The organism is Streptomyces sp. MMBL 11-1 (assembly GCF_028622875.1).
GTDB lineage: Bacteria > Actinomycetota > Actinomycetes > Streptomycetales > Streptomycetaceae > Streptomyces.
Genome location: NZ_CP117709.1, coordinates 46,079 through 68,025, shown reverse-complemented (window position 1 = coordinate 68,025; position 21,947 = coordinate 46,079). Strand labels below are relative to the sequence as shown.

The window sequence follows — 21,947 nt, the reverse complement described above, 5'->3', positions numbered from 1 at the left end:
CTCCATGGACCGCCGGGCGTTGCACGCCGCACTCGTCGAGGCACGGATCCCCGGGGGCTACTACCGGATCGAGGGCGTCCACGAGCCCGTTCCCACCCCGCCGGACTTCCTGTTCGTCCGGCGGGGCGTGACCGGCGGCTGGGAGACCGGGGCGTTCGAGCGTGGAACCCACGAAGTCGTCGCCCGCCACCCGGACGAGGCCACCGCCTGCGCTCACCTGCTGAGTCTGCTCGTCTGAAGCCGTTTTCGCCCCCGGTCTTTTTGCCGGACCGGCAAAGATCCTTGTCCGGGCGGTCGCACCGGCCGAATGATCGTGATGCGGGCGGCCGGGCCGTGGCCCGGCCGCCCTCCGAAGCGTCACGACCGCCCCGCCCGTGCGGGGCGCCCGAGGAGGAGCCATGCCGGAGTCCACCCCCCTACCCACGCCGTCCGCGGACGGAACAGCCCGCCCCTCGGCCCTCCTGCCCGGCGCGACGCACCGGACGGTCGATGTCCCCGGCGGCCGGATCCACTGCGTCGAGCAGGGCACCGGCCCCCTCGTGCTCCTCGTCCACGGCTTCCCCGAGTCCTGGTACTCCTGGCGCCACCAGCTCCCCGCCCTGGCCGCCGCCGGACACCGGGCCGTCGCCATCGACGTACGCGGCTACGGGCGCTCCTCCGCACCCGCCGCCACCGACGCCTATCGCATGCTCGCCCACGTCGCCGACAACACCGCGGTCGTCCACGCCCTCGGCGAGGAGACCGCCACGGTCGTCGGACACGACTGGGGATCGCCCATCGCCGCGAACAGCGCCCTGCTCCGGCCGGACGTCTTCACGGCGGTCGCGCTGCTGAGCGTTCCGTACGCGCCCCGGGGAGGCCCCCGCCCCACCGACGGCTTCGCGGGCATCGGGGGCGAGGAGGAGTTCTACGTCAGCTACTTCCAGACCCCCGGTCGCGCCGAGGCGGAGATCGAACCGGACGTACGCGGCTGGCTCGCCGGCTTCTACGCGGGGCTCTCCGGCGACGCCCCCGCCCCTACGGACCACCCCGGGCTCTTCTTCGTACCGCCGGGCGCGCGCATGGCCGACCGGTTCCCCGCCGGCCGCCTGCCCGGGTGGCTCGACGAACGGGACCTCGACGTCTACAGCGAGGAGTTCGAGCGCACCGGCCTGACCGGCGCACTCAACCGCTACCGCAACATCGACCGGGACTGGGAGGACCTCGCCGCCTGGGACGGAACACCCATCACCCAGCCCTCGATCTTCATCGGCGGCGCCCTGGACGCCTCCACCACCTGGATGTCCGACGCCATCGACGCCTACCCGCGGACCCTCCCCGGCCTGTCCGCCGCCCACATCCTCGAAGACTGCGGCCACTGGATCCAGCAGGAACGCCCCGACGAGGTCAACCGCCTGCTGACCGACTGGCTGCACGGACTGCGCTGAGGGACACCCGGCCCGCGACGCCCCGCGTCAGCGGGCCGGGCCGCGACACACCGCCGGACCGGCGGCGTGTCGCACCCGGGAGCCGCGGACCCCTCGGGCGAAGGTGGACCGATGAACACCGCAGGCATGCTGGCCGAAGCGTTCGACCGGGTCGGGGAAGCGGTCCACGCGGCGGTCGAAGGACTCACGCCCGACATCCTCAACGCCCGCATCGACACGGGGGCGAACTCCATCTCCTGGCTGGTCTGGCATCTCACCCGCGTCCAGGACGACCACATCGCCGACGCCGCCGGAACCGGACAGATCTGGCTCACCGAAGGCTGGTCGGACACCTTCGGCCTCCCGTTCGACGAGACGGCGACCGGCTACGGGCACAGCGCGGATGAGGTCGCCGCCGTCCGCGTGAACTCCGCCGAACCCCTCCTCGGCTACTTCGACGCCGTGCACGAACGGACCCTGGACTTCGTCGCGGGCCTGGAGGGCCACGCCCTCGACCGCATCGTCGACGCGAGCTGGTCGCCCCCGGTGACCCTCGGGGTCCGGCTGATCAGCGTCATCGCCGAGGATCTCCAGCACGCGGGCCAGGCCGCCTTCGTCCGAGGGGTGCTGGAACGCGCCTGAGGACCGGCGGCAGGAGGCCGGCCCGCGTACACCCGTGCGCGGGCCCACCAGCGGTGCCATACTCGGAAGAAGTCGGCCGGACAGGCTTGCCATCGTCCGAAAGGTGACCGTCATGAGCTGGGCATCTTGGACGACCAGCGGTGTCTACGCGGGAACCGGCGGAGTGCGCACGGAAGAAGCGGGCATCCTGAGCGGCGACCTCACGGTGCATACGACCTGGTCCGACGGACAGGCGTCGGTGGCCGTGCAGTACAGCGGCTCGTCGGACTGGTTCACCCTCACCGGCAGCCCCGTGCCGTGCCCCTCCGAGGAGGAGAGCCGCGTCTTCCACCAGAGCGTGGTCGAAGCCGTCCGCGCCGGTGAGGGCGCGACCGTCCCGCCGGTCGGCGCGGGACCCGCCTGACGTCCCGCACCGCTCACCACGCCCCATAGAGTGGATCACCGGATCCGTTCCCCCAGGGACGGGCGGGCGGTACACGGGCGAGGAGCGGTGCGATGGGGCGGGCGGGCACACGGCGGTCGAGGACACGGAAGAACCGGCCGTTCTGGGTGGAGCTGCCGCTCCTCATCGGCGTCGCCCTGGTGCTGGCGCTGCTCATCAAGACGTTCCTGGTGCAGGCCTTCTCCATCCCCTCGGACTCCATGCGGAACACCCTCCAGCAGGGCGACCGGGTCCTCGTCGACAAGCTGACGCCCTGGTTCGGGTCGGAGCCGGAGCGCGGTGAGGTGATCGTCTTCCACGACCCGGCGGACTGGCTCGCCAATGTGCCCGTGGACCCGCCCAACACGGTGCAGAAGGTCCTGAGCTTCGTCGGCGTGATGCCCTCCGCCGAGGAGAAGGACCTCATCAAGCGGGTCATCGGCGTCGGGGGCGACACCGTGGAGTGCGAGGGCGACGGGCCGGTGAAGGTCAACGGCGCCGTCCTCGACGAGCCGTACGTCTTCCCCGGCAACACCCCCTGCAGCGACGACGAGGACGGCGGCCGGTTCAAGGTCACCGTGCCCGACGGCAAGGTCTGGGTGATGGGGGACCACCGTCAGGCCTCCGCGGACTCCCGCTACCACCAGGACGACCCGAACCAGGGGATGGTCCCGGTCGACGAGGTCGTCGGCCGGGCCGTCGTCATCGCCTGGCCGGTCGGCCGCTGGAGCACCCTGCCGGTGCCGGAGACCTTCACGAGCGTGCCCGACAAGTCCTAGGGGCTGTCCCGGCGCGCCGGGAAATTCCGTACGTAGCGGCGCTGCCAGGGTGTCTCCACCGCCCGTGGGTGGTAGCCGGCGCGCACGAACGCCACCGCCTCCTCGGCGGGGACCCCGTCCAGGACGGCCAGGCAGGCCAGCGCCGTCCCGGTGCGGCCCCTCCCGCCGTCGCAGGCCACCTCGACCCGGCTCCCGTCGGCCCGCTCCCACACCTCCTGGAGAAGGTCCCGCGCCGCCGCCCGGTCGGCCGGGAGCCGGAAGTCCGGCCACCGCAGCCACCGGGACTCCCAGGCGACCTGGGGCGGGGTGCGCCCCAGAAGGTGGAGGGCGAAGTCCGGTTCGGGGCCCGCGGGCAAGGGTTCGCGCAGACCCCGGCCGCGCACCAGGCGTCCGGAAGGCAGGGCCAGGACGGCCGGGTCGGAGGCGTTCCATGTCTCGGTCACATGTCCCAACCTAACGACCCGGCAGTCGCCGCGCGTACGCGTCGGGGCGGCCCGCGGAGGTCAGGTGGCGTCGAGATCCCGCGCGAGCAGCTCCGCCAGCTCCGCGACCGCCGCCCGCGCCCCGTCGCCCTCCGCGCTGAGCACCACGGTCTCCCCGCGCGGGGCGGCCAGGGCCAGCACCGCGAGCATGCTGCGGGCGTCGACCGGGTCGCGGCCCTCCCGGGCGATGGTCACCTTGACCGGCTGGCGGGCGGCGGCCTTGACGAACAGCGACGCCGGACGGGCGTGAAGTCCACTGCGGGAGGCTATGGCGACGGTCTGCTGGTGCATGGATCACTCCTTGTGAAGGACGTACGGGAGGGGTGGGTGTGGGGAGTTCAGGCTGTGGCGGTGACCCGGGCTTCGTCGGATTCCACGGACCTGGCGCCCCCGGCGTCCCCGGCCGCCTGCGGCGCCGTCCCGCGCGCGCTCTTGAGCAGGACGACGAGCGCGGTCGCCACCAGCGTCCCGGCGGCGATGGCGAGCAGATAGAGGAACGGCTCGCCGATCAGCGGGACGACGAAGACGCCGCCGTGCGGAGCACGCAGGGTCGCGCCGAAGGCCATCGACAGGGCGCCGGTGACCGCGCCGCCCGCCATCACCGACGGAATGACCCGCAGCGGATCAGCGGCGGCGAACGGGATCGCGCCCTCCGTGATGAACGAGGCGCCCAGCACCCAGGCCGCCCGGCCGTTCTCGCGCTCGGTCTTCGTGAACAGCCTCGTGCGTACGGTGGTGGCCAGCGCCATCGCCAGCGGCGGCACCATCCCGGCCGCCATGACCGCGGCCATCACCTTGAGACTGCCCGGCGTCGGGTCGGCGAGACCGCCGACCGCGAAGGCGTACGCCACCTTGTTCAGCGGGCCGCCCATGTCGAAGCACATCATCAGCCCGAGGACGACGCCGAGGATCACCGCGTTGGAGCCCGACAGACCGTTCAGCCAGTCCGTCAGCGCGTTCTGCAACGAGGCGATGGGCCGGCCGACCACGACGAACATCAGGAACCCCACGACCGCCGACGAGATCAGGGGGATCACCAGGACCGGCATGATGCCGCGCAGGGTCGCGTGGACCGGGACGCGCTGGACGGCCATCACCACCGCACCGGCCAGCAGACCGGCGACCAGGCCCCCGAGGAACCCGGCGTTCACCGTGAGCGCGATGGCCCCGCCGACGAAACCGGGCACCAGCGCCGGCCGGTCCGCCATCCCGTACGCGATGTACCCGGCCAGCACCGGCACCAGGAATCCGAAGGCCGCCGAGCCGATCTGGTTGAGCAGCGCGGCCCAGCTGTCCGCCTCGCCCCAGGCGAAGTGGTCGGCGACCGAAGTGGCGCTCGCTGTCTCGTAGCCGCCGATGGCGAACGACAGAGCGATCAGCAGACCGCCCGCCGCGACGAACGGCACCATGTAACTCACGCCGGACATCAGATACGTACGGAGCCGGACGCCGAAGTGCGCGTGATCCGCACCGGACTTGTCCCCGGCTCCGTCCTCGTCCCCGTCCCCGGAATTCGCCGCCCGGCTGTTCTCGGGCGGGGCGGCCGGCTCCCCGCGTTCCGCCTTGCGGCGGGCCTCGGCGATCAGCTCGGCGGGCCGGTTGATGCCCGCCTTGACCCCGACGTCGACCAGCGGCTTGCCGCGGAAGCGGGACTTCTCCCGGACCTCCACGTCGTGTGCCCAGATCACGGCGTCCGCCGCCGCCACGACGGCGGGGTCCAGCTTCGTGAAGCCGGCCGAGCCCTGGGTCTCCACCGTCACCTCGACCCCCTCGGCGCGACCCGCCGCGGCCAGGGACTCGGCCGCCATGTAGGTGTGGGCGATGCCGGTGGGGCAGGAGGTGACGGCGACGATCCGGAAGGGGACGCTCCCGGCGGCTTCGGAGGCTCCCGCGGCTCCCGTTCCCGCTTCCGCCCGCTCCCGTTCCTGCTCCTGGTTCCGCTCCTGCTCCTGGCCCTGGTCCTCTGTCCCCAGCGGTGCCTGTTCGGGCTCTTCCGGCGGCTCCTCGTCCCGGATCAGCGCGGCCACTTCCCGCCGATCCGTTCCGGCACGCAGAGCGGCGGTGAACCGCGGGTCCATCAGCCTGCGGGCCAGCCCCGACAGGATGGTGAGGTGATCGTCGTCGGCCCCGGCCGGGGCCGCGATGAGGAAGATCAGGTCGGCCGGACCGTCGGCCGCTCCGAAGTCGATGCCCGCCCCGCTGCGCCCGAAGGCCAGCGTCGGGGCGCTCACATGCTCGCTGCGGCAGTGCGGGATGCCGATGCCGCCGTCCAGCCCGGTCGGCATCTGCGCCTCGCGGGCGGCGACGTCGGCCAGGAAGCCGTCGAGATCGGTGACGCGGTGCGCGGCCACCATCCGCTCGGCGAGCGACCTCGCGGCGGCGTCCTTCGTGGTGGCGGACAGATCGAGGTCGACCAGTTCCGCGGTGATCAGCTCACTCATCGCGGTGCTCCTTGCTCGGGGACCGCCGTGCGGCGGCTCGGGGGGACGGGGCGGCGGGCTCGTACGGATCGGGTCCGTACGGACGTCGCGGGAGTTGCGGCGGCGACGGGGGCACGAAGGCGGGTGATGGCGGTGCGGGGGTCATGGGGCGGGCTCCGTCAGCACGCGGTTCAGCGGCACGTCGGAGGTCGTCACGACCGACGGCAGATCGAGGTCGGCCGGGGTGGGCATGAGGCTTCCGGCCAACTGCACGGCGGCGGCACCGTGGGCGACGGCCGCGGTGAGGGCTTCCGGGCCCCGCCCGCCCGCCGTCAGGAAGCCGGCCAGGGAGGCGTCCCCGGCGCCGACGTTGCTGCGCACGGCGGCCACCGGCGCGGTGGCGAAGTACGCGCCCGACGCCTCGACCAGCAGCTGCCCGTCGGCGCCCAGACTCGCCAGCACCGACCGGGCACCGCGCGCACGCAACTCCTCGGCCGCCTTCAGCGCGTCGCCCACGGTGGCGAGCGGCCGGCCGACGGCCTCGGCGAGTTCCTGGGCATTGGGCTTGATCACATCGGGTGCCCGGTCCAGGGCGGCGGTCAGCGCCGCTCCGGAGGTGTCCAGTGCGATCCGGGCGCCGGCGCGGTGGCTCCGCTCGACCAGCTCCGCGTACCACCGCGGCGGCAGTCCGCGCGGCAGGCTCCCGCAGCAGGCGATCCAGTCGGCGGCGGATGAGCGTGCCCGCACCGCTTCCAGGACGTCCTCGGCCTCGGCCGGACTCAGCTCGGGGCCCGCCGCGTTGACCTTGGTGAGGGTGCCGTCGGGTTCGACGAGGGTGACGTTGATCCGGGTGTTCCCGGCGATCGGCACGCCGGCGGCCTCGATGCCCAGGTCCCCGAGCAGCCGGGCGAGCAGGGCGCCCTCCGGGCCCCCCATCGGGGCGACGGCGACGGTGCGGTGTCCGGCCGCCGCGACGGCGCGGGAGACATTGACGCCCTTGCCGCCCGGATCGACGCGGTCCGCCGTGGCACGCAGCACGGTGCCGCGGGTCAGGCCGGGCAGCTCGTAGGTGCGGTCCAGGCTGGGGTTGGGGGTGACGGTCAGGATCATGCGCGTACTACTTCCGTGCCCCGGCTCTCGATGGAGCGGGCGTCGTCGGGGCTGAGCCCCGTGTCGGTGATGAGCAGGTCCACATCGGTGAGATCGCCGAAGCGGGCGAAGTGCTCCTGCCCGAACTTGCCGGAGTCGGCGAGGAGGACGACCCGGCGTGCCGCCTTGATCACGGCCCTCTTCACCGCAGCCTCGGCGAGGTCGGGCGTGGTCAGGCCACTGTCGGGGGAGAAGCCGTTGGTGGCGAGGAAGACCACGTCGGCGTTGATCTCGGCGTACGCGCCCAGCGCCCAGGCGTCGACCGCCGCTCGGGTGCGGTGCCGGACCCGGCCGCCCACCAGATGCAGCGCGATGCCGGGGTGGTCGGCGAGACGCGCGGCCACCGGCAGTGCGTGCGTCACCACGGTCAGCGCCGCCTCGACCGGTACGGCGGCGGCGAGGCGCGCGGTCGTGGTCCCGGCGTCCACGATCACGTTGCCGTCGACGGGCAGTTCGGCGAGGGCGGCCTGCGCGATGCGGTCCTTCTCGTCGGCGGCGACGGTGTCGCGCTCGGCGAGGTCCGGCTCGAAGCCGAGCCGCCCGGCGGGGATCGCCCCACCGTGCACCCGGCGCAGCAGCCCCGCCCGGTCCAGGGCCTTGAGATCGCGCCGGACGGTCTCGGCCGTCACCTGGAACTCCTCGGCCAGGGACAGCACGTCGACCCGCCCGCTCTCCTGGGCGAGGCGGAGGATCTCCTGCTGACGCTCCGGTGCGTACATGTGGTTTCGTATCCGTTTCATGCCCGAGTCTGTTGTTTCGCGCTCAGATTACGAGTGTGGCGCGGGAATGTAAACACAATCGGGCGAAGAGTGGGCACCAGGCGAAGAGTGGGCGTCAACGGGAGGACGGGCTCGCACCTGGACGTGCGGGCACAGGGGAGCGGGGCGCACCGTGCACGGTGCGCCCCGCCCTCCCGCAGTCAGGTCACGGTGTTCCGGGGGAGTCCTCGCTCAGGGGCCGGGCCAGCAGGGGAGCTCCCGGGGCCTGGTGGCCGCCGCTGGCGAGCATGCGGACCTCGCCCCGGTCACTGATCTCGGCGCGCACGATCCCCGTATCGTCCTCGTACACCGGGAATCCGCCGGCCCCCAGGCGGTCGGTGAGCCGGACACGGACCACGTCGTCCGCGGCACCGGACATCTGGAAGATGAGCTCGTAACACTCGGTGTGCACCATGTGATCCATGACGGCCTCCCGGCCGGGCGGAAAGAATACGGCCCTGCCGCCATTGTTTCGCACCTCGGCGTCCACCGCCCGGGGAGCGACGGCCAACGGGCGGACCCGCCCGGTCGATCGGGTGACTCCCCGGTAGGACAACATGACCGATGGCCCGGAGGGCTAGGCATGCGTGCATGAGACTTGAGCCTCGACGCATGAACAGTGCCTCCTCCCGATCCCGCACCCTCAAGACGGTCGGCGCCCTCGGCATGGCCGCCGCCACAGCCGTTCTGATGACCGGATGTGGTCAGAGCTCGGACAGCGCGACAAGCGCCGCCACCTCCGAGGCCGCGAAGGTCGTCCCGCAGAAGCAGACGACGTCGCCCTCGGCCACGGCCCAGCTGACCGAGGACCAGAAGGAGCGCAAGAAGGTGCTCGACGCCACGAAGGTCACCTTCGACGACGCCGCCACCACCGCCTCCGGAGAGGTGGCCGGGGGCAAGCTGATCGATCTGGACCTGGAGGGTGTGGACGACGACGACAGCGACCAGAGCCCCAGCCCGACCGGGTCCGGCAGCCCCACGGGCTCCGCGAGTCCGACCGGAACCGCGAGCCCGACCGGGACCGCGAGCCCGACCGGGACCGGCACATCCAGCCCGAGCGCGAGCCCGGGCTCCGAGGGTCCGGTCTGGGTCGCGGAAGTCGCGGAGAAGGACGGCACGGTCCACACCGTCCGGATCAACGCGGTCGACGGCAAGGTGATCGAGGCCCGTGTCGACGCCGATCAGGACGCGGACGACAAGAAGCAGACGGCCGACCGGCTCGCGCAGGCCACCCAGACCCCGCAGCAGGCGGCCAAGGTCGCCACCGAGAAGAAGAAGGGGACGGTCACCTCCGTCGGCCTCGACGACAAGGAGGGCAACGGCGCCATCTGGCAGGTCGACGTGATCGGCTCGGACTGGAAGAGGACGACCTTCGACGTGGACGCCAAGAACGACACCATCGTCCGCGAAGAGACCGACAAGGACTGACCTCCGCCCCGCCCTGCCCTCGAAGGGGTACGCCGGACGCCCGGCGTACCCCTTTCCCGCCCGATGATGCCCGTCGCCCGCCGCCGCTCCCCTCGGTGGCGGCGCCGCTCAAGGGGCCGGGGGAGCGCCCCCGCTCAGGTCCAGGACGTACCGCCGCCCGGGGCGGTCGCCGAACATGACGTCCTCCAGCGGCTCGAACCCGGAGCGCGCCAGCACCGCGCGGGATCCCGTGTTGTCCAGCGTCGTCTCCGCACGCAGAGCGGTGAGCCCGTACTCCCGGACCGCCAGGACACAGACCTGCTGCACCGCCCAGGTGGCCAGCCCCCGCCCCGCGGCCTTCTCCGCTATCCGGTAGCCCAGCTCGGCCGACCGCTCCCGCACGCCGAGGAGGTTGATCCGGCCAAGGATGCCGCCGTCGTCCTCGATGAGGTGGAAGTGGTGCAGCCCCGCCTCCTGCTCGGCGAGCAGCGCGCGGTGGCGTTCGGCGAATGCGGCGAAGTAGTCGTCGCCCCGGTCGGGAATGGACGCGGCGAAGTAGGCCCGGTTCTCCCGCTCGAAAGCGAGTAGAGCCTCGGCATGGTCGGGACGGAGTCGGCTGATGGACGTCATACGGGGATGCTAAGGCCGTGCCCCACGGGGGGTCGGCGCGTGGGCCCCGACGGGGGGCGGCCGCGTGGAGCCGGATGGCCGCGGACGGGCTGGGGGAGATCGCGGAGCCGCCGATCCCGCCGTCGAGGGCACGGCCGCTCCGCCCCGTCCCCGGGCAGGCGGGCGACCCTGGCCGCGATCCGGGTCGGATCGGCCCGCTCGCACCCTGATCATGATCGTTCCGAGGGGCCGCCGGGCAGCGGAAGCGAGTGACGGAGCAGGCAGGCGCCTACCGTGTTTCGCCCAGCTCAATCGTGTTGATCCTCACTCCGTCAAACGTGATCGATCAGGCTAACTTTCTCGGGTGTGACTGTCTCTCAGATTCCGTATACCGCAACCGACTTTGCCGCACCCGTCGCCGCCGCGCTCGCCGACGTACTGTTCGCCGGTCAGCTGGCCACGACTCACGAACGATGGAGGCGTCTCTTCAGCTCCACCCCGTTCCGCTTCGAGGAGGGACTGACCCACGGAGAACGCATAGCCCTGAGCTACGAACGGCTTCGGCTGGTCAATGAGGCCGCAGAGGCTCCGCAGGCCCTCGCGAGCGATCCGGTCGAACTCACCGCCATCCACGAGTGGGCCGGTGCGGTGGATCCCGGCATGGCCACTGTCGTCGCCATCCACTACAACCTCTTCCTCGGGAGCCTGGTCGATCACGACCCGGCCGGGCGCGACCTCAGCGAGTACATCCGCGCGGACCGCATCGGAACGTTTCTCTGTACCGAGGTTGCCCATGGCAATGACGCCGCGCATATGGAGACCACGGCGACGTTCGACCGGGCGGCGCGCGCATTCGTCCTGCACACCCCGCACGCCGGCGCGCAGAAGTTCATGCCCAACACCGGTCCGGCGGGAGGGGCGAAGGGGGCCGTCGTCGCGGCCCGTCTGATAGTGGACGGCACCGACCAGGGCGTCTTTCTGTTCCTCACGCCGCTCAGCGACAGCGACGGCAGCCCGTTGCCGGGCGTGGAAGTGCGGCCGCTGCCCCAGACGGCCAGCAGCCCGGTCGATCACTGCACCACCCGATTCCACGGTGTCCGGCTTCCGTTCAGCGCACTTCTTCAGGGCGACCACGGCCGCCTCACCCCCGACGGCGAGTTCACCAGCGCGCTCGGCAGCCCCCGCCGACGGTTCCTCCATTCCATCGGGCGGGTCACGATGGGCAAGTTGTGCATGACCGCCCACAGCCTCGGCGTCATGCGGCACGCTCTCGACGTCGCCATGCGCTACGCCCACACACGGGTCACCTCGGGCATGACGAACGGGCAGCGTGTGCCGCTGATCGCCCACCGCGGTCACCACGCGTCCCTGCTGGACGCCGCGGCGACGACCTACGCCGCCACGCTGCTCCAGCGGCAGGTGGTGCGGCAGTGGGACCGGGCCACGGGCGAGGAGCGCGAGGCGTACGAGCGGCTGACGGCGATCAGCAAGGCCTGGATCACCTGGCGGGCCCGGGCGGTCATGACCGAGTGCCGCGAGCGGTGCGGGGCCCAGGGCCTGATCCAGGCCAACGGCATCGCGCTCCAGCTCGCCTCCGTCGAGGGTGCGATCACGGCCGAGGGGGACAACAAGGTCATCATGGAGAAGGCAGGGGGTGAAATGCTGCTCGGCGGCGTCGACCTCAAGCCGGAGAGCGAGCTCGCGGCCGAGGACCGGGAGCTGACCGGCCCCCAGTTCCTCCAGGACCTCCTGGCCGACATCGAGCGCATCGCCCACGGCCGTGCGAAAGCCCGGCTGCGGCAACGCGCCGACTCCCCGCTGGCCCGCTGGAACGCGACGGTGACGCCCGCCGTGGCACTGGCCGACGCCCACGTCCACAGGCTCGCCGCCGAGTCCCTGCTGACCGCGGCGGACCAGGTTCGCTCCGGGCAGGCGGCGGACCTGCTGCGCGGGCTGCATGCCCTGTTCGCGCTGCGCCGGGTCGCCGCGCACAGCGGGGACCTGCTGGCACGGGGGCGGATGACCGTCGATCAGGTCGAGGGCCTGCCCGACGCGGTCGACGCGGTGCTCGGCTTCCTGGAGCCGCACGCGCTGATCCTCACCCGCGCCTTCGGCGTAACCGACGCACTGCTGGAGACGCACCCGATGCTCAGCGCCTGACCAGGACGAAGGGGGAAACGGTCTCCCCGGCCGCCGGACAGGGGCGGCGGCCGGAAGGACGGGTCGGAGGCACAGCGGCCAGCGAGTCACCCCCCCCCAACAGGGCCCAGCCCACGTGGGGTCTCGTCGAGTGTCCCGCTGCCGCCGGTGCGGTGGGCGGACGGGGCCGGTGTCCGGACGGCGGACGCCGGTGCGGAGGCCGCTTCGGCTATCCGGGATTCCCGCGCTCCAGCGCGTGGGCCAGACCGCGTTCGGCGTCGTCGGCCGAGGCGCGCCGGTAGGCCCGCTCGTACGCGGAGTCGCCCGCGACCTGCCGGGCCCGGAGTTCCCACTGCGCGCGGATCGCCCCGAGCTCCGGGGTGCCCCGGTGCGGGTGGCCGATCATGCGCCAGTAGGCGTGCCCGGTACCGGAGGCACGGGCCGCGGCCACTCCGTTCCCCTGCGCGGCGATGGCTCCGGCGAGCAGATCGAGGCCGAGCGCTATGCCGAGGCTGTCGTGGAGCTCGTGCTTGCTCGCGAGCATCGCGCGCGCGTGACTCTCGGCATGACGGGGGCGGCCCTGGAGCAGGTGGATCAGGGCGAGCTGGTGATCGGCGTACGCCCGTGCCCAGTGCTCGCCGAACCGCAGACTGATCCGCTGGAGCCGCATGGCCTCCTCGTACGCCTCGTCGAGCCGGCCGAGCGCGGACAGGGCGAACAGGCGTATCACCCGGCAGCGCAGCTGGGAGGGCGCGTCGGCGGGGTCGCCCTCGTGCTGGCCCAGTGCCTGGTCGCTGACGGCGTACGCGGTGAGCGGTTGGCCCATCATCAGATACGTGAAGCTCATGGAGTGGGCCGCGAGGAGCACCGCCTCCGGGTCCTCGTCGAGGAGTGCCGCGTGCCGGCAGTCCTCGCCGGTGCGGCGGGCCGCCTCGTGGTCGCCCTGCAGGGTCAGCGTGATGCCCAGGGCCCACAGTGCCCGGGTGCGGTGAGGACCGGCGGAGAGCGGCAGGGCGAGCACCCGCTCCAGATACGTACGGGCCTGGTGCAGATGGCCGCAGCAGCTCCAGAAGAGGCCCGCGCACCCGGCCAGCTCCATCGCCATCTCCGGGTCCTCGGCCAGCAGGTGGTCCAGGGCCGCGCACAGGTCCGCGTGGGTGTCGGCGATCCGGTGGTACCAGAGGACCTGTGACGGCCCGAGCCAGCCCGCGTACGCCTGGACGGCGACATGGGCGAAGTGCCGGGCGTGCCGGTCCGCGAGGAGCGCGTCCTCCGCCAGCTCCGCCAGCCACATCGCCCCGTACTCGCGCAGCGTGTCCAGCATCCGGTAACCACTCCCGGTGCGCCGGAGGACGGACTGGTCGGCCAGGCGTTCCAGGGCCTGGCCGATGGCGCCGGCGTCCAGCGGCCCGCCCGCGCACACCGCCTCCGCGTCCGCAGTCGTGATGACGCCGCGGAAGACGGAGAGCCGAGCCCACAGCAGCCGCTCCAGCGGTGCGCAGAGTTCGTGGCTCCAGCCGATCGTGGTGCGCAGCGCACGGTGGCGGCGGGGCCAGAGGGTGTCGTCGGTGAGCTCCTCCATCCGGGAGGCCAGCCGTCCGGTGATCTCCTGCGCGCTGCTCTCGCGGAGCTGCACGCAGGCCAGTTCGAGAGCGAGCGGTATGCCGTCGAGCCGACGGCAGATCTCCTCGACGGCGGCCGAACTCTCCGGGTCGTCGAGCGAGAGACCCGGGGCGACGGCGGCCGCGCGCTCGTGGAAGAGCCGGACGGCCTCGTCACCGTCGTCGCCCGCGGAGAGCGGGGGCACCTCGACGCACTTCTCGTCCGCCGCGCCCAACGGCTCCCGACTGGTGGTGAGGACCGTCAGCCCCGGGGCCGCGGCGAGCAGTTCGGCGACGAGCTGCCCGCAGGGGCCGACGATCCGCTCGCAGCAGTCGAGAACGAGGAGCAGACGTCGGCCGGAGAGCCATTCACCGAGCGCGGCCGCAGGTCGGCGGGGGCTGTGGTCCAGGAGCCCGACGCCGTCGCAGACCGTGGTGGCGAGCAGCTGCGCGTCGTGCAGATGGGAAAGGTCGGCCCACCAGACGCCGTCGGCGTAACGGTCCCGGGTACGCTCGGCGGTGCGCAGGGCCAGCCGGCTCTTGCCGACCCCGCCGGGGCCGGTGAGCGTGACCAGCCGACGTTCTCGAAGTGCCCGTTCGATGTCGGCCAGTTCGTTGTCGCGTCCGACGAAGCTGGTCGTCACGACGGGGAGGTTGCCCATCACGGGGACATCCTGCCTCGCTGCGGCCCGCCGCCTCCGTTCATAGCGAAAAGCAGTCAGAAACGGCTGACAACGCATCCTGTTCGATCGGCAAGTGGCATAGAGCGACGGGGTGGTGGTGTGCCGCCGCCCGTCAGGCGGCGAGGCGACGACGGCCGGCGGGGCAGCGGGGGGCAGGCTCTGTCGTACCCCTGCGCTACGTTGCTGGCATGACGCAATTCGTACTGGTGGCAGGGGCCTGGCTCGGCTCGTGGGCGTGGCAGGACGTGGAGCCCGGCCTGCGCGCGGCCGGCCACGGGGTCCACCCGCTGACCCTGTCGGGCCTCGCCGACAAGCAGGAGGCGGCGGCGGGGCAGCAGACGCACGTCCAGGACATCGTCGAGGAGGTCGAGCGCCTCGGCCTGCGCGACGTGGTGCTGGTCGGCCACAGCTACGCGGGCATTCCGGTCGGGCAGGCCGCCGAGCGGATCGGCGACCGGCTCACCCGCGTCGTGTTCGTCGACTCCAACGTCCCGGCCGACGGCGAGTCCTTCGTCTCCGGCTGGCCGGACGGCCGGGCCGGCGTCGAGGCCGCCATCGCCGCCAACGGGGGCTTCTGGCCGCCGCCGGCCGCCTCCGACTGCGCGGACCAGGGCCTCACCGAGGAACAGCTCGCCCGGTTCCTCGGTGGCTCGACGCCCCACCCCGGCGCCACCCTCACGGATCCCGCCGCCCTGACCCGCCCCCTGGGCCTGCTGCCCGCGACGTACGTCAAGTGCCTGCTCGACCGGCCCGAGCCGAGCCTGGAGGTGGCCGAGCTGCTGACGGGGGAGCGATGGCGGCTGGCCACGATGGACACCGGTCACTGGCCGATGTTCTCGCAGCCGCGCGAGCTCGCCCGGATCCTGCTGGACGCCGCGGGAACGGACGCCGGACGATGACGGCCTCACCCCGCCCGGAGCGGCGCTCCCCGGACGAAGCAGCCACGCAGCACCCGGAGATCACCTACATCGGATGCGCGCGCTGCGGCACCCTGATCGCGGGCCTCGACGGGCGGTACGCCTGTTCGGGCTGCGGCTGGGTCAACGAGTGGACCGAGGGCCACCGACCCCTGCCCGAGGCCCGGAGACGCCGCTCGGCGGACCCGACCTGAAGCTGCCCGGTCCCGCACCCCCGGCCCACCCCCGGGCTCCCGGCCCACCCCGTGCGCCCCGGTTCCCGGCCCCACCTCCGCCCCGTCGAGCTGACCGTGCTCGCCGGCCGTGCGGGCTGTCCCGCGCAGCACCTCGGCACGGGCCGACCCGGCCGGTGACGGAGCGGCCGCCACGCGCCCTCCGGGGCGGGGCGGGGCGCTGTTCCAGCAGATGCGGCGGGGTCCGCGCGCCGGAATGGAATCGCGACCGCTGCCACCCAGCACGTACACTCGCCCCCGCCTCCGCCGACCGGCAGGGGTTTCTCACACACCAGACCGACGGGAAAGAACCGTATGAGTTCCGCAGACAGCACCGAAGCACCGATCTACGCCGGCCTCGTGGAGGAGCACGGCGATGTACCCGCCGAAGTACGCAGGGTGGCCGAGGAGGTCCTGCGCGAGGCAGACCGCGCCATCGACTTCGGCACGGTGCGGACGGCTGCCCCGGCCCGCTAGGGAGCCGCCGGCGAGCCGGAATCCCGGTCGTAGCCGCCTCGGGGCGGTCATGTTCATCACGGGACGATTAACGTCCTGCAACTATTGCCATATTCTTGCGTTCGTGACACGACGGTTTGCCGAAGCCGTCGTCAGGGCGAGCGGGTGAGGCCGCGGCAGGCCGGGCGTCCGACATCGCGCCCGACGCCGCCGCGGCTCCCCGGCCGTCCATCGCGACCGCCCGGGCGGCCGGGCTTCGGTGAGCGGTCCACGCAGCCGCGTGGAGAGCGCTCCCAGCCGGCCGCCGAGCGGCGGCCGGGCCGCCGGGGCCGTGGGTGACACCGGCCGCGCCACCGCCCCCCCCGGGCGGATTCCCGCAGGCTTTTCCCGCCGCGTGCCCCCCGCCGCCGCCCGCCTCTGCGGGGCAGCTCTCGCGGGCGTCGCGCGCCCCGCGAAACCGAACCCCGCCTGTGACCGTCCCTGCTTTCCGCCGCGCGGTCCCCGCCGGCTCCGCCGCTCCCGCGTGCGCGGCGGCCCGGCGGTGACGGGCCCGGTCACAGCGTTCTCGCAGCCCTCGTGCGGCATCTCGTACGGGCCCCGACTCCGCGGTTCTCCCTGGTTCCGTCAGCCGTCACAACCCATGGAGAGCAGAGACTGTCAAAGATTTACGAAATGAACGCGAGATCTTGCGGACATTCGTCGGCGGTGGTTGAGTGTGGCTCGCCACACAGCTCGGGGCTGTGGGCTTCCCGCACTCCTGCCCTAGAGGGGTCCACCGATGAGAAGTTCTGTTCTTCGTCGTACCTGCGTCACCGCCGTCGCCACGGCCCTGACCCTCACCGGCCTGGCGGCCTGCGGCGGCGAGGGCGACAGCCCCGCGGACGGCAGGACACGCATCACGGTCAACTGCTGGCCCCAGCCGAGTGCGAAGATCGACCACCAGCGGTTCGACGAGGACGTCAAGACGTTCGAGAAGCAGAACCCCGACATCGACGTCACCGCGCACGACGCCTTCCCGTGCCAGGACCCCAAGACCTTCGACGCGAAGCTGGCCGGCGGCCAGATGGAAGACGTCTTCTACACGTACTTCACCGACACCGAGCGCGTCGTCTCCATCAACCAGGCCGCCGACATCACCGCGTACGTCAAGGACCTCAAGGCGTACGAGGACATAGCGCGGCCCCTGCGCGACGCCTACACCGTCGACGGCAGGATCTACGGCATCCCGCGCACCAACTACTCCATGGGCCTGCTCTACAGCAAGCCGCTCTTCGTCAAGGCCGGTCTCGACCCGGACAAGCCGCCGGCCACCTGGGAACAGGTCCGGGCCGCGGCCAAGAAGATCGCCGCGCTCGGCGACGGCACCGTCGGCTTCGCCGAGTACAGCGCCCAGAACCAGGGCGGCTGGCACTTCACCGCCTCGATCTACTCCCAGGGCGGCACGGTCGTCAGCGCGGACGGCAAGAAGGCCACGGTCGACACCCCCGAGGGCAAGGCCGTCCTGCAGAACCTCAAGGACATGCGCTGGCGCGACAACTCCATGGGCGCCAAGCAACTGCTCATCATCAACGACACCCTCCAGATGATGGGCTCCGGCAAGCTCGGCATGTACCTGGCCGCTCCCGACAACGTCCCGCGCATCGTCAAGGAGGCCGGCGGCAGGTACCAGGACCTCGCCTTCGCCCCGATGCCCGGCGGCAAGGGCACCCTCATGGGCGGCGACGGCTACATGTTCAACAAGAAGGCCACCCCGGAGCAGATCAAGGCCGGTCTCAAGTGGCTGGAGTGGACCTTCCTCACCCCCGGCCAGGGGTTCATGAACAACTACGCCCGTGCCGCCGAGGACAAGTCCCCGGTCGGCCTGCCCGAGCCGCGCCTGTTCACCGGAGCCACCGACGCCAAGGACCAGGAGCTGAAGAAGGCGTCCGCCAACGTCCCGGTCGCCAATTACCAGGCCTTCATCGACGGCGGCCAGCAGCTCGACATGAAGCTGGAGCCCCGGCACGGCCAGCAGATCTACGCGGTCCTCGACGGTGCCGTCTCGGCGGTCCTGACGAAGAAGGACGCGGACATCGACGCCCTGCTGAAGGACGCCCAGTCCAAGATCGACGGAATCCTGGCCCGGGGCTGAGAGAGCCATGAAGACCACGTCCCAGCCCGCGGCGCGCGTGACGCCGCGGTCCGCCGGCACGACGCCTCCCCCGGGGGACGCGCGCCCGGCGGGCCGCGGGCCCCTCGGCCCGCTGCGCAGGAAGATCGCCGACCAGGCCACCGCCTACGGCTTCCTGACCGGCGGCCTGCTCTGCTTCATCCTGTTCTCCTGGTACCCGGCCGTCCGGTCGGTGATCATCGCGTTCCAGAAGTACACCCCCGGGTCCGACCCCGCATGGGTCGGCACCGCGAACTTCACCCGCCTCTTCCAGGACCCGGAGTTCGCCGCAGCCTGGCGCAACACCCTCACCTTCACCGTGCTCGCCCTGGTCATCGGGTTCGCCGTCCCGTTCCTCATGGCACTCGTCCTCAACGAACTGCGGCACGCCAAGGCCTTCTTCCGGGTCGTCGTCTACCTCCCCGTGATGATCCCGCCGGTGGTCAGCGCCCTGCTGTGGAAGTGGTTCTACGATCCGGGCGCGGGCCTCGCCAACGAGGTGCTCGGCTTCCTCCACCTGCCGACGTCGAACTGGACCAACGGCGCCGACACCGCGCTCGTCTCGCTCGTCGCCGTCGCCACCTGGGCCAACATGGGCGGCACCGTCCTCATCTACCTCGCCGCCCTCCAGGGCATCCCCGGCGAGCTGTACGAGGCCGCCGAGCTGGACGGTGCGTCCGTCTGGCAGCGCGTCCGGCACGTCACGATCCCGCAGACCCGCTTCGTCATCCTCATGCTGATGCTCCTCCAGGTCATCGCGACGATGCAGGTGTTCACCGAACCCTTCGTCATCACCGGCGGCGGCCCGGAGAACTCCACCGTCACCGTGCTCTACCTGATCTACAAGTACGCCTTCCTCTACAACGACTTCGGCGGCGCGTCCGCCCTCAGCGTGCTGCTCCTGCTGGTGCTCAGCGCCTTCTCCGCCCTGTATCTGCGACTCACCCGCACCGACTGACAGGAGCGTCGCCCGCAATGACACAGACAGCTCCGCCCCCCGTACGGAAACCGCCCGCCGTCCGCGCCAGGAAGTCCGGCGACGCCCCGGCCGAGCGGTCCACACGTACCGTCATCTCGCCGCTGGCACTCGCCGGACGCCGTGGCAGGGCCGCCTACTGGTCGGTGTTCTCCCTCGTCGTCCTGCTCTTCGCGTTCGCGTTCCTCTTCCCCGTCTACTGGATGGTCACCGGGGCGATGAAACCGCCCGAGGAAGTGGTGCGCACCCCGCCCACCCTGGTCCCCGAGCAGTGGCGGGCGAGCGGCTACACCGACGCCTGGGACCTGATGCGGCTGCCGACCCACCTGTGGAACACGGTCGTCCAGGCGACCGGCGCCTGGGTGCTGCAGATCGTATTCTGCACGGCCGCCGCCTACGCCCTGTCCAAACTCAAGCCGGCCTTCGGCAACATCATCCTCGGGGGCATCCTCGCCACCCTCATGGTCCCGGTGCAGGCCCTCGTCGTACCCAAGTACCTCACGATCGCGGACATGCCGCTGATCCACGTCAACCTGCTGAACGACCCGCTGGCCATCTGGCTGCCGGCCGTCGCGAACGCCTTCAACCTCTACCTGCTCAAACGGTTCTTCGACCAGATCCCGCGCGATGTCCTGGAAGCCGCCGAGATCGACGGAGCAGGCAAGCTCCGCACCCTGTGGTCCATCGTCCTGCCCCTGTCGAGACCCGTCCTCGGCGTCGTGTCGATCTTCGCGCTGGTCGCCGTGTGGCAGGACTTCCTCTGGCCGCTGATGGTCTTCTCCGACACCGACAAGCAACCGATCAGCGTGGCACTGGTGCAGCTCTCGCAGAACGTCCCGCTGACCGTGCTGATCGGGGCCATGGTCATCGCGAGCATCCCGATGGTCCTGATGTTCCTGGTCTTCCAGCGGCACATCATCGCCGGAATCAGCGCCGGCGGCACCAAAGGCTGACCGCGCCGGACGGCGCCACCTGTGCCGCCCGCCCCGGACCCGCCGCCGCCCCCGGCCATCCCGTCCCGCTCCGGGGCGGCGGCGTCAGAACCTCCCGTCCTCCGTCGCGCGCACCGGCCCACCCCGCCGGCGACCGTGCCCCGCCCGAAAGGAACCCGCCTCATGGAAGGCAGCCAGCTTGCCGCCGCCGACTGGTGGCGCTCGGCCGTCATTTACCAGGTCTACGTCCGCAGCTTCGCCGACGGCGACGGCGACGGCACCGGCGACCTGACGGGCGTGCGGTCCCGGCTGCCCTACCTGGCCGAACTCGGCGTCGACGCGCTCTGGTTCACCCCCTGGTACCGGTCCCCGATGGCGGACGGCGGGTACGACGTGGCCGACTACCGGGCCATCGACCCCTCTTTCGGCGACCTCGCGGAAGCCGAGAAGCTCATCGCCGAAGCCCGCGAGGCGGGGATCCGGACCATCATCGACATCGTTCCCAACCACGTCTCCGACCAGCACGTCTGGTTCCGGGCCGCCCTGGCGGCGGGCCCCGGCAGCGCGGAACGCGAACTCTTCCACTTCCGGCCCGGCCGCGGCGAACACGGCGAACTGCCTCCCAACGACTGGGAGAGCGAGTTCGGCGGAGTGCCCTGGACCCGGGTCGAGGACGGCGAGTGGTACCTGCACCTCTTCGCCACCGAACAGCCCGACCTCAACTGGGCGCACCCGGCCGTACGCCAGGAGCACGAGGCCATCCTGCGTTTCTGGTTCGAACGCGGCGTCGCCGGGGTGCGCATCGACTCCGCGGCCCTCGTCGCCAAGGACCCGGCGCTCCCGGACCTCGACGGGCACCAGGGGCCCCACCCGTACATCGACCGGGACGAGCTGCACGAGATCTACCGGGGCTGGCGGGCCATCGCCGACGCGTTCGGCGGCGTCTTCGTCGGCGAGGTGTGGCTGCCCGACCCGGAGCGCTTCGCCCGCTACCTGCGCCCCGACGAACTGCACACCGCCTTCAACTTCACCTTCCTCAGCTGCCCCTGGGACGGCCGGCTTCTCCGACGTGCCATCGACGGGACACTCGCGGAGCACGCCCCCGTCGGAGCCCCCGCCACCTGGGTCCTCTGCAACCACGACGTCACCCGCACCGTCACCCGCTACGGCCGCGAGGAGACCGGCTTCGCCTTCACGGCCAAGGCGTTCGGCGTCCCCAGCGACCTGGAACTGGGCACCCGGCGCGCCCGCGCCGCAGCCCTCCTCTCGCTCGCCCTGCCCGGCTCCGTCTACCTCTACCAGGGCGAGGAACTGGGCCTGCCCGAGGCCGACGTACCGGTGGACCGCGTCCAGGACCCCATGTACTTCCGCTCCCAGGGCCGGGCCCCCGGCCGCGACGGCTGCCGCACCCCCCTGCCCTGGGCGGCCGGCGAACCGTTCGCCGGCTTCGGTTCCACCGTCGAACCCTGGCTTCCGCTCCCCGCCGACTGGCCTGCCCGCGCGGCGGACCTCCAGGCACAGGACCCCCACTCCATGCTGACCCTCTACCGCGAGGCCCTCCGGCTGCGGCGCACCCTGACCGCGCTGCACACCGAACCGCTGCGCTGGTTGAGCGAAGAGCCCGGCCTCCTGATGTTCGCCCGCGGCGAGGGCCTGGTCTGCGCCGTCAACCTCGCCGCGAGCTCCGCCGGCCTCCCCGCCCACACCGAGGTCCTGCTCACCAGCGGCCCCCTCGACGCCGAGGGCCGGCTGCCCCGGGACACGGCGGTGTGGCTGGCCCTCTGAACCGGCACGGCGCACCGCCCCGGA

At 72.1% G+C, this 21,947-nt stretch carries 22 protein-coding genes; 14 read left to right on the top strand and 8 right to left on the bottom strand.

From position 1 onward, the window contains the following. Nucleotides 1-4 precede the first annotated feature (4 nt). The 5 genes from PSQ21_RS00325 to lepB all read left to right on the top strand — a co-directional run bounded on the left by PSQ21_RS00325 (nt 5) and on the right by lepB (nt 3,248). Nucleotides 5-238 (top strand): hypothetical protein, encoded by a 234-nt coding sequence (locus tag PSQ21_RS00325; protein ID WP_274028278.1) that lies wholly within the window; start codon nt 5-7, stop codon nt 236-238. A gap of 160 nt (nt 239-398) precedes the next feature. After that, nucleotides 399-1,427, top strand: a complete 1,029-nt coding sequence (locus PSQ21_RS00320) for an alpha/beta fold hydrolase (RefSeq protein WP_274028276.1) — start codon at nt 399-401, stop codon at nt 1,425-1,427. Nucleotides 1,428-1,538: 111 nt separating this feature from the next. Continuing rightward, the gene (locus PSQ21_RS00315; RefSeq protein WP_274028274.1) at nt 1,539-2,048 is read left to right on the top strand and encodes a mycothiol transferase; all 510 of its coding nucleotides are present in this window, start codon (nt 1,539-1,541) and stop codon (nt 2,046-2,048) included. 112 nt (nt 2,049-2,160) lie between these two features. Next, entirely contained in the window at nt 2,161-2,451 is a 291-nt protein-coding gene (locus PSQ21_RS00310; RefSeq protein ID WP_274028272.1) for a hypothetical protein, read from the top strand. A gap of 92 nt (nt 2,452-2,543) precedes the next feature. Then, nucleotides 2,544-3,248 carry a signal peptidase I gene (lepB, locus tag PSQ21_RS00305; protein WP_274028270.1) on the top strand — a complete coding sequence of 235 codons (705 nt, stop codon included), beginning with the start codon at nt 2,544-2,546 and terminating at the stop codon, nt 3,246-3,248. On the opposite strand, the gene PSQ21_RS00300 is transcribed toward lepB, so the two are convergent. The 6 genes from PSQ21_RS00300 to PSQ21_RS00275 all read right to left on the bottom strand — a co-directional run bounded on the left by PSQ21_RS00300 (nt 3,245) and on the right by PSQ21_RS00275 (nt 8,472). Further along, nucleotides 3,245-3,691, bottom strand: coding sequence for a protein-tyrosine phosphatase family protein (locus PSQ21_RS00300; protein WP_274028269.1), 447 nt, complete (start codon nt 3,689-3,691; stop codon nt 3,245-3,247). The genes lepB and PSQ21_RS00300 overlap by 4 nt on opposite strands. Nucleotides 3,692-3,751: 60 nt before the next feature. Next, nucleotides 3,752-4,021, bottom strand: coding sequence for an HPr family phosphocarrier protein (locus PSQ21_RS00295; protein WP_274028268.1), 270 nt, complete (start codon nt 4,019-4,021; stop codon nt 3,752-3,754). A gap of 47 nt (nt 4,022-4,068) precedes the next feature. Further along, nucleotides 4,069-6,171 (bottom strand): PTS fructose transporter subunit IIABC, encoded by a 2,103-nt coding sequence (locus PSQ21_RS00290; protein ID WP_274028266.1) that lies wholly within the window; start codon nt 6,169-6,171, stop codon nt 4,069-4,071. A 141-nt stretch (nt 6,172-6,312) separates the two neighbouring features. Continuing rightward, the gene (pfkB, locus tag PSQ21_RS00285) at nt 6,313-7,260 is read right to left on the bottom strand and encodes a 1-phosphofructokinase (protein ID WP_274028264.1); all 948 of its coding nucleotides are present in this window, start codon (nt 7,258-7,260) and stop codon (nt 6,313-6,315) included. Further along, a complete protein-coding gene (locus PSQ21_RS00280) occupies nt 7,257-8,018 on the bottom strand; it encodes a DeoR/GlpR family DNA-binding transcription regulator (RefSeq protein ID WP_274035588.1) in 762 nt (253 codons plus the stop codon). Before PSQ21_RS00280 ends, pfkB begins: the two co-directional genes overlap by 4 nt. Before the next feature lie 205 nt (nt 8,019-8,223). Beyond that, nucleotides 8,224-8,472, bottom strand: coding sequence for a DUF6296 family protein (locus PSQ21_RS00275; protein ID WP_274035586.1), 249 nt, complete (start codon nt 8,470-8,472; stop codon nt 8,224-8,226). 197 nt (nt 8,473-8,669) lie between these two features. Here PSQ21_RS00275 and PSQ21_RS00270 point away from each other — a divergent pair, with 197 nt between their 5' ends. After that, nucleotides 8,670-9,485, top strand: a complete 816-nt coding sequence (locus PSQ21_RS00270) for a PepSY domain-containing protein (RefSeq protein ID WP_274028262.1) — start codon at nt 8,670-8,672, stop codon at nt 9,483-9,485. Nucleotides 9,486-9,593: 108 nt separating this feature from the next. On the opposite strand, the gene PSQ21_RS00265 is transcribed toward PSQ21_RS00270, so the two are convergent. Then, on the bottom strand, nt 9,594-10,094 hold the full coding sequence (locus PSQ21_RS00265) for a GNAT family N-acetyltransferase (RefSeq protein ID WP_274028261.1): 501 nt from the start codon (nt 10,092-10,094) through the stop codon (nt 9,594-9,596). 345 nt (nt 10,095-10,439) lie between these two features. Here PSQ21_RS00265 and PSQ21_RS00260 point away from each other — a divergent pair, with 345 nt between their 5' ends. Next, nucleotides 10,440-12,233, top strand: coding sequence for an acyl-CoA dehydrogenase family protein (locus PSQ21_RS00260; protein WP_274028260.1), 1,794 nt, complete (start codon nt 10,440-10,442; stop codon nt 12,231-12,233). 208 nt (nt 12,234-12,441) lie between these two features. On the opposite strand, the gene PSQ21_RS00255 is transcribed toward PSQ21_RS00260, so the two are convergent. Beyond that, the gene (locus PSQ21_RS00255) at nt 12,442-14,475 is read right to left on the bottom strand and encodes an ATP-binding protein (RefSeq protein WP_274035585.1); all 2,034 of its coding nucleotides are present in this window, start codon (nt 14,473-14,475) and stop codon (nt 12,442-12,444) included. A gap of 209 nt (nt 14,476-14,684) precedes the next feature. Between PSQ21_RS00255 and PSQ21_RS00250 the strand changes: the two genes are divergently transcribed. The 7 genes from PSQ21_RS00250 (at nt 14,685) to PSQ21_RS00220 (ending at nt 21,923) form a co-directional block, all read left to right on the top strand. Then, complete coding sequence (locus PSQ21_RS00250; RefSeq protein ID WP_274028259.1) at nt 14,685-15,395, top strand: alpha/beta fold hydrolase; 711 nt, start codon at nt 14,685-14,687, stop codon at nt 15,393-15,395. Next, complete coding sequence (locus tag PSQ21_RS00245; RefSeq protein WP_274028258.1) at nt 15,392-15,607, top strand: hypothetical protein; 216 nt, start codon at nt 15,392-15,394, stop codon at nt 15,605-15,607. Before PSQ21_RS00250 ends, PSQ21_RS00245 begins: the two co-directional genes overlap by 4 nt. Nucleotides 15,608-15,940: 333 nt before the next feature. Beyond that, nucleotides 15,941-16,102, top strand: a complete 162-nt coding sequence (locus tag PSQ21_RS00240) for a hypothetical protein (protein ID WP_274028257.1) — start codon at nt 15,941-15,943, stop codon at nt 16,100-16,102. A gap of 757 nt (nt 16,103-16,859) precedes the next feature. Continuing rightward, entirely contained in the window at nt 16,860-18,212 is a 1,353-nt protein-coding gene (locus tag PSQ21_RS00235) for an ABC transporter substrate-binding protein (protein WP_274028256.1), read from the top strand. A 7-nt stretch (nt 18,213-18,219) separates the two neighbouring features. Further along, nucleotides 18,220-19,188, top strand: a complete 969-nt coding sequence (locus tag PSQ21_RS00230) for a carbohydrate ABC transporter permease (RefSeq protein ID WP_274028255.1) — start codon at nt 18,220-18,222, stop codon at nt 19,186-19,188. A 17-nt stretch (nt 19,189-19,205) separates the two neighbouring features. Then, complete coding sequence (locus PSQ21_RS00225) at nt 19,206-20,159, top strand: carbohydrate ABC transporter permease (protein ID WP_274028254.1); 954 nt, start codon at nt 19,206-19,208, stop codon at nt 20,157-20,159. A 162-nt stretch (nt 20,160-20,321) separates the two neighbouring features. Beyond that, the gene (locus tag PSQ21_RS00220; RefSeq protein ID WP_274028253.1) at nt 20,322-21,923 is read left to right on the top strand and encodes a glycoside hydrolase family 13 protein; all 1,602 of its coding nucleotides are present in this window, start codon (nt 20,322-20,324) and stop codon (nt 21,921-21,923) included. Nucleotides 21,924-21,947: the final 24 nt, after the last annotated feature.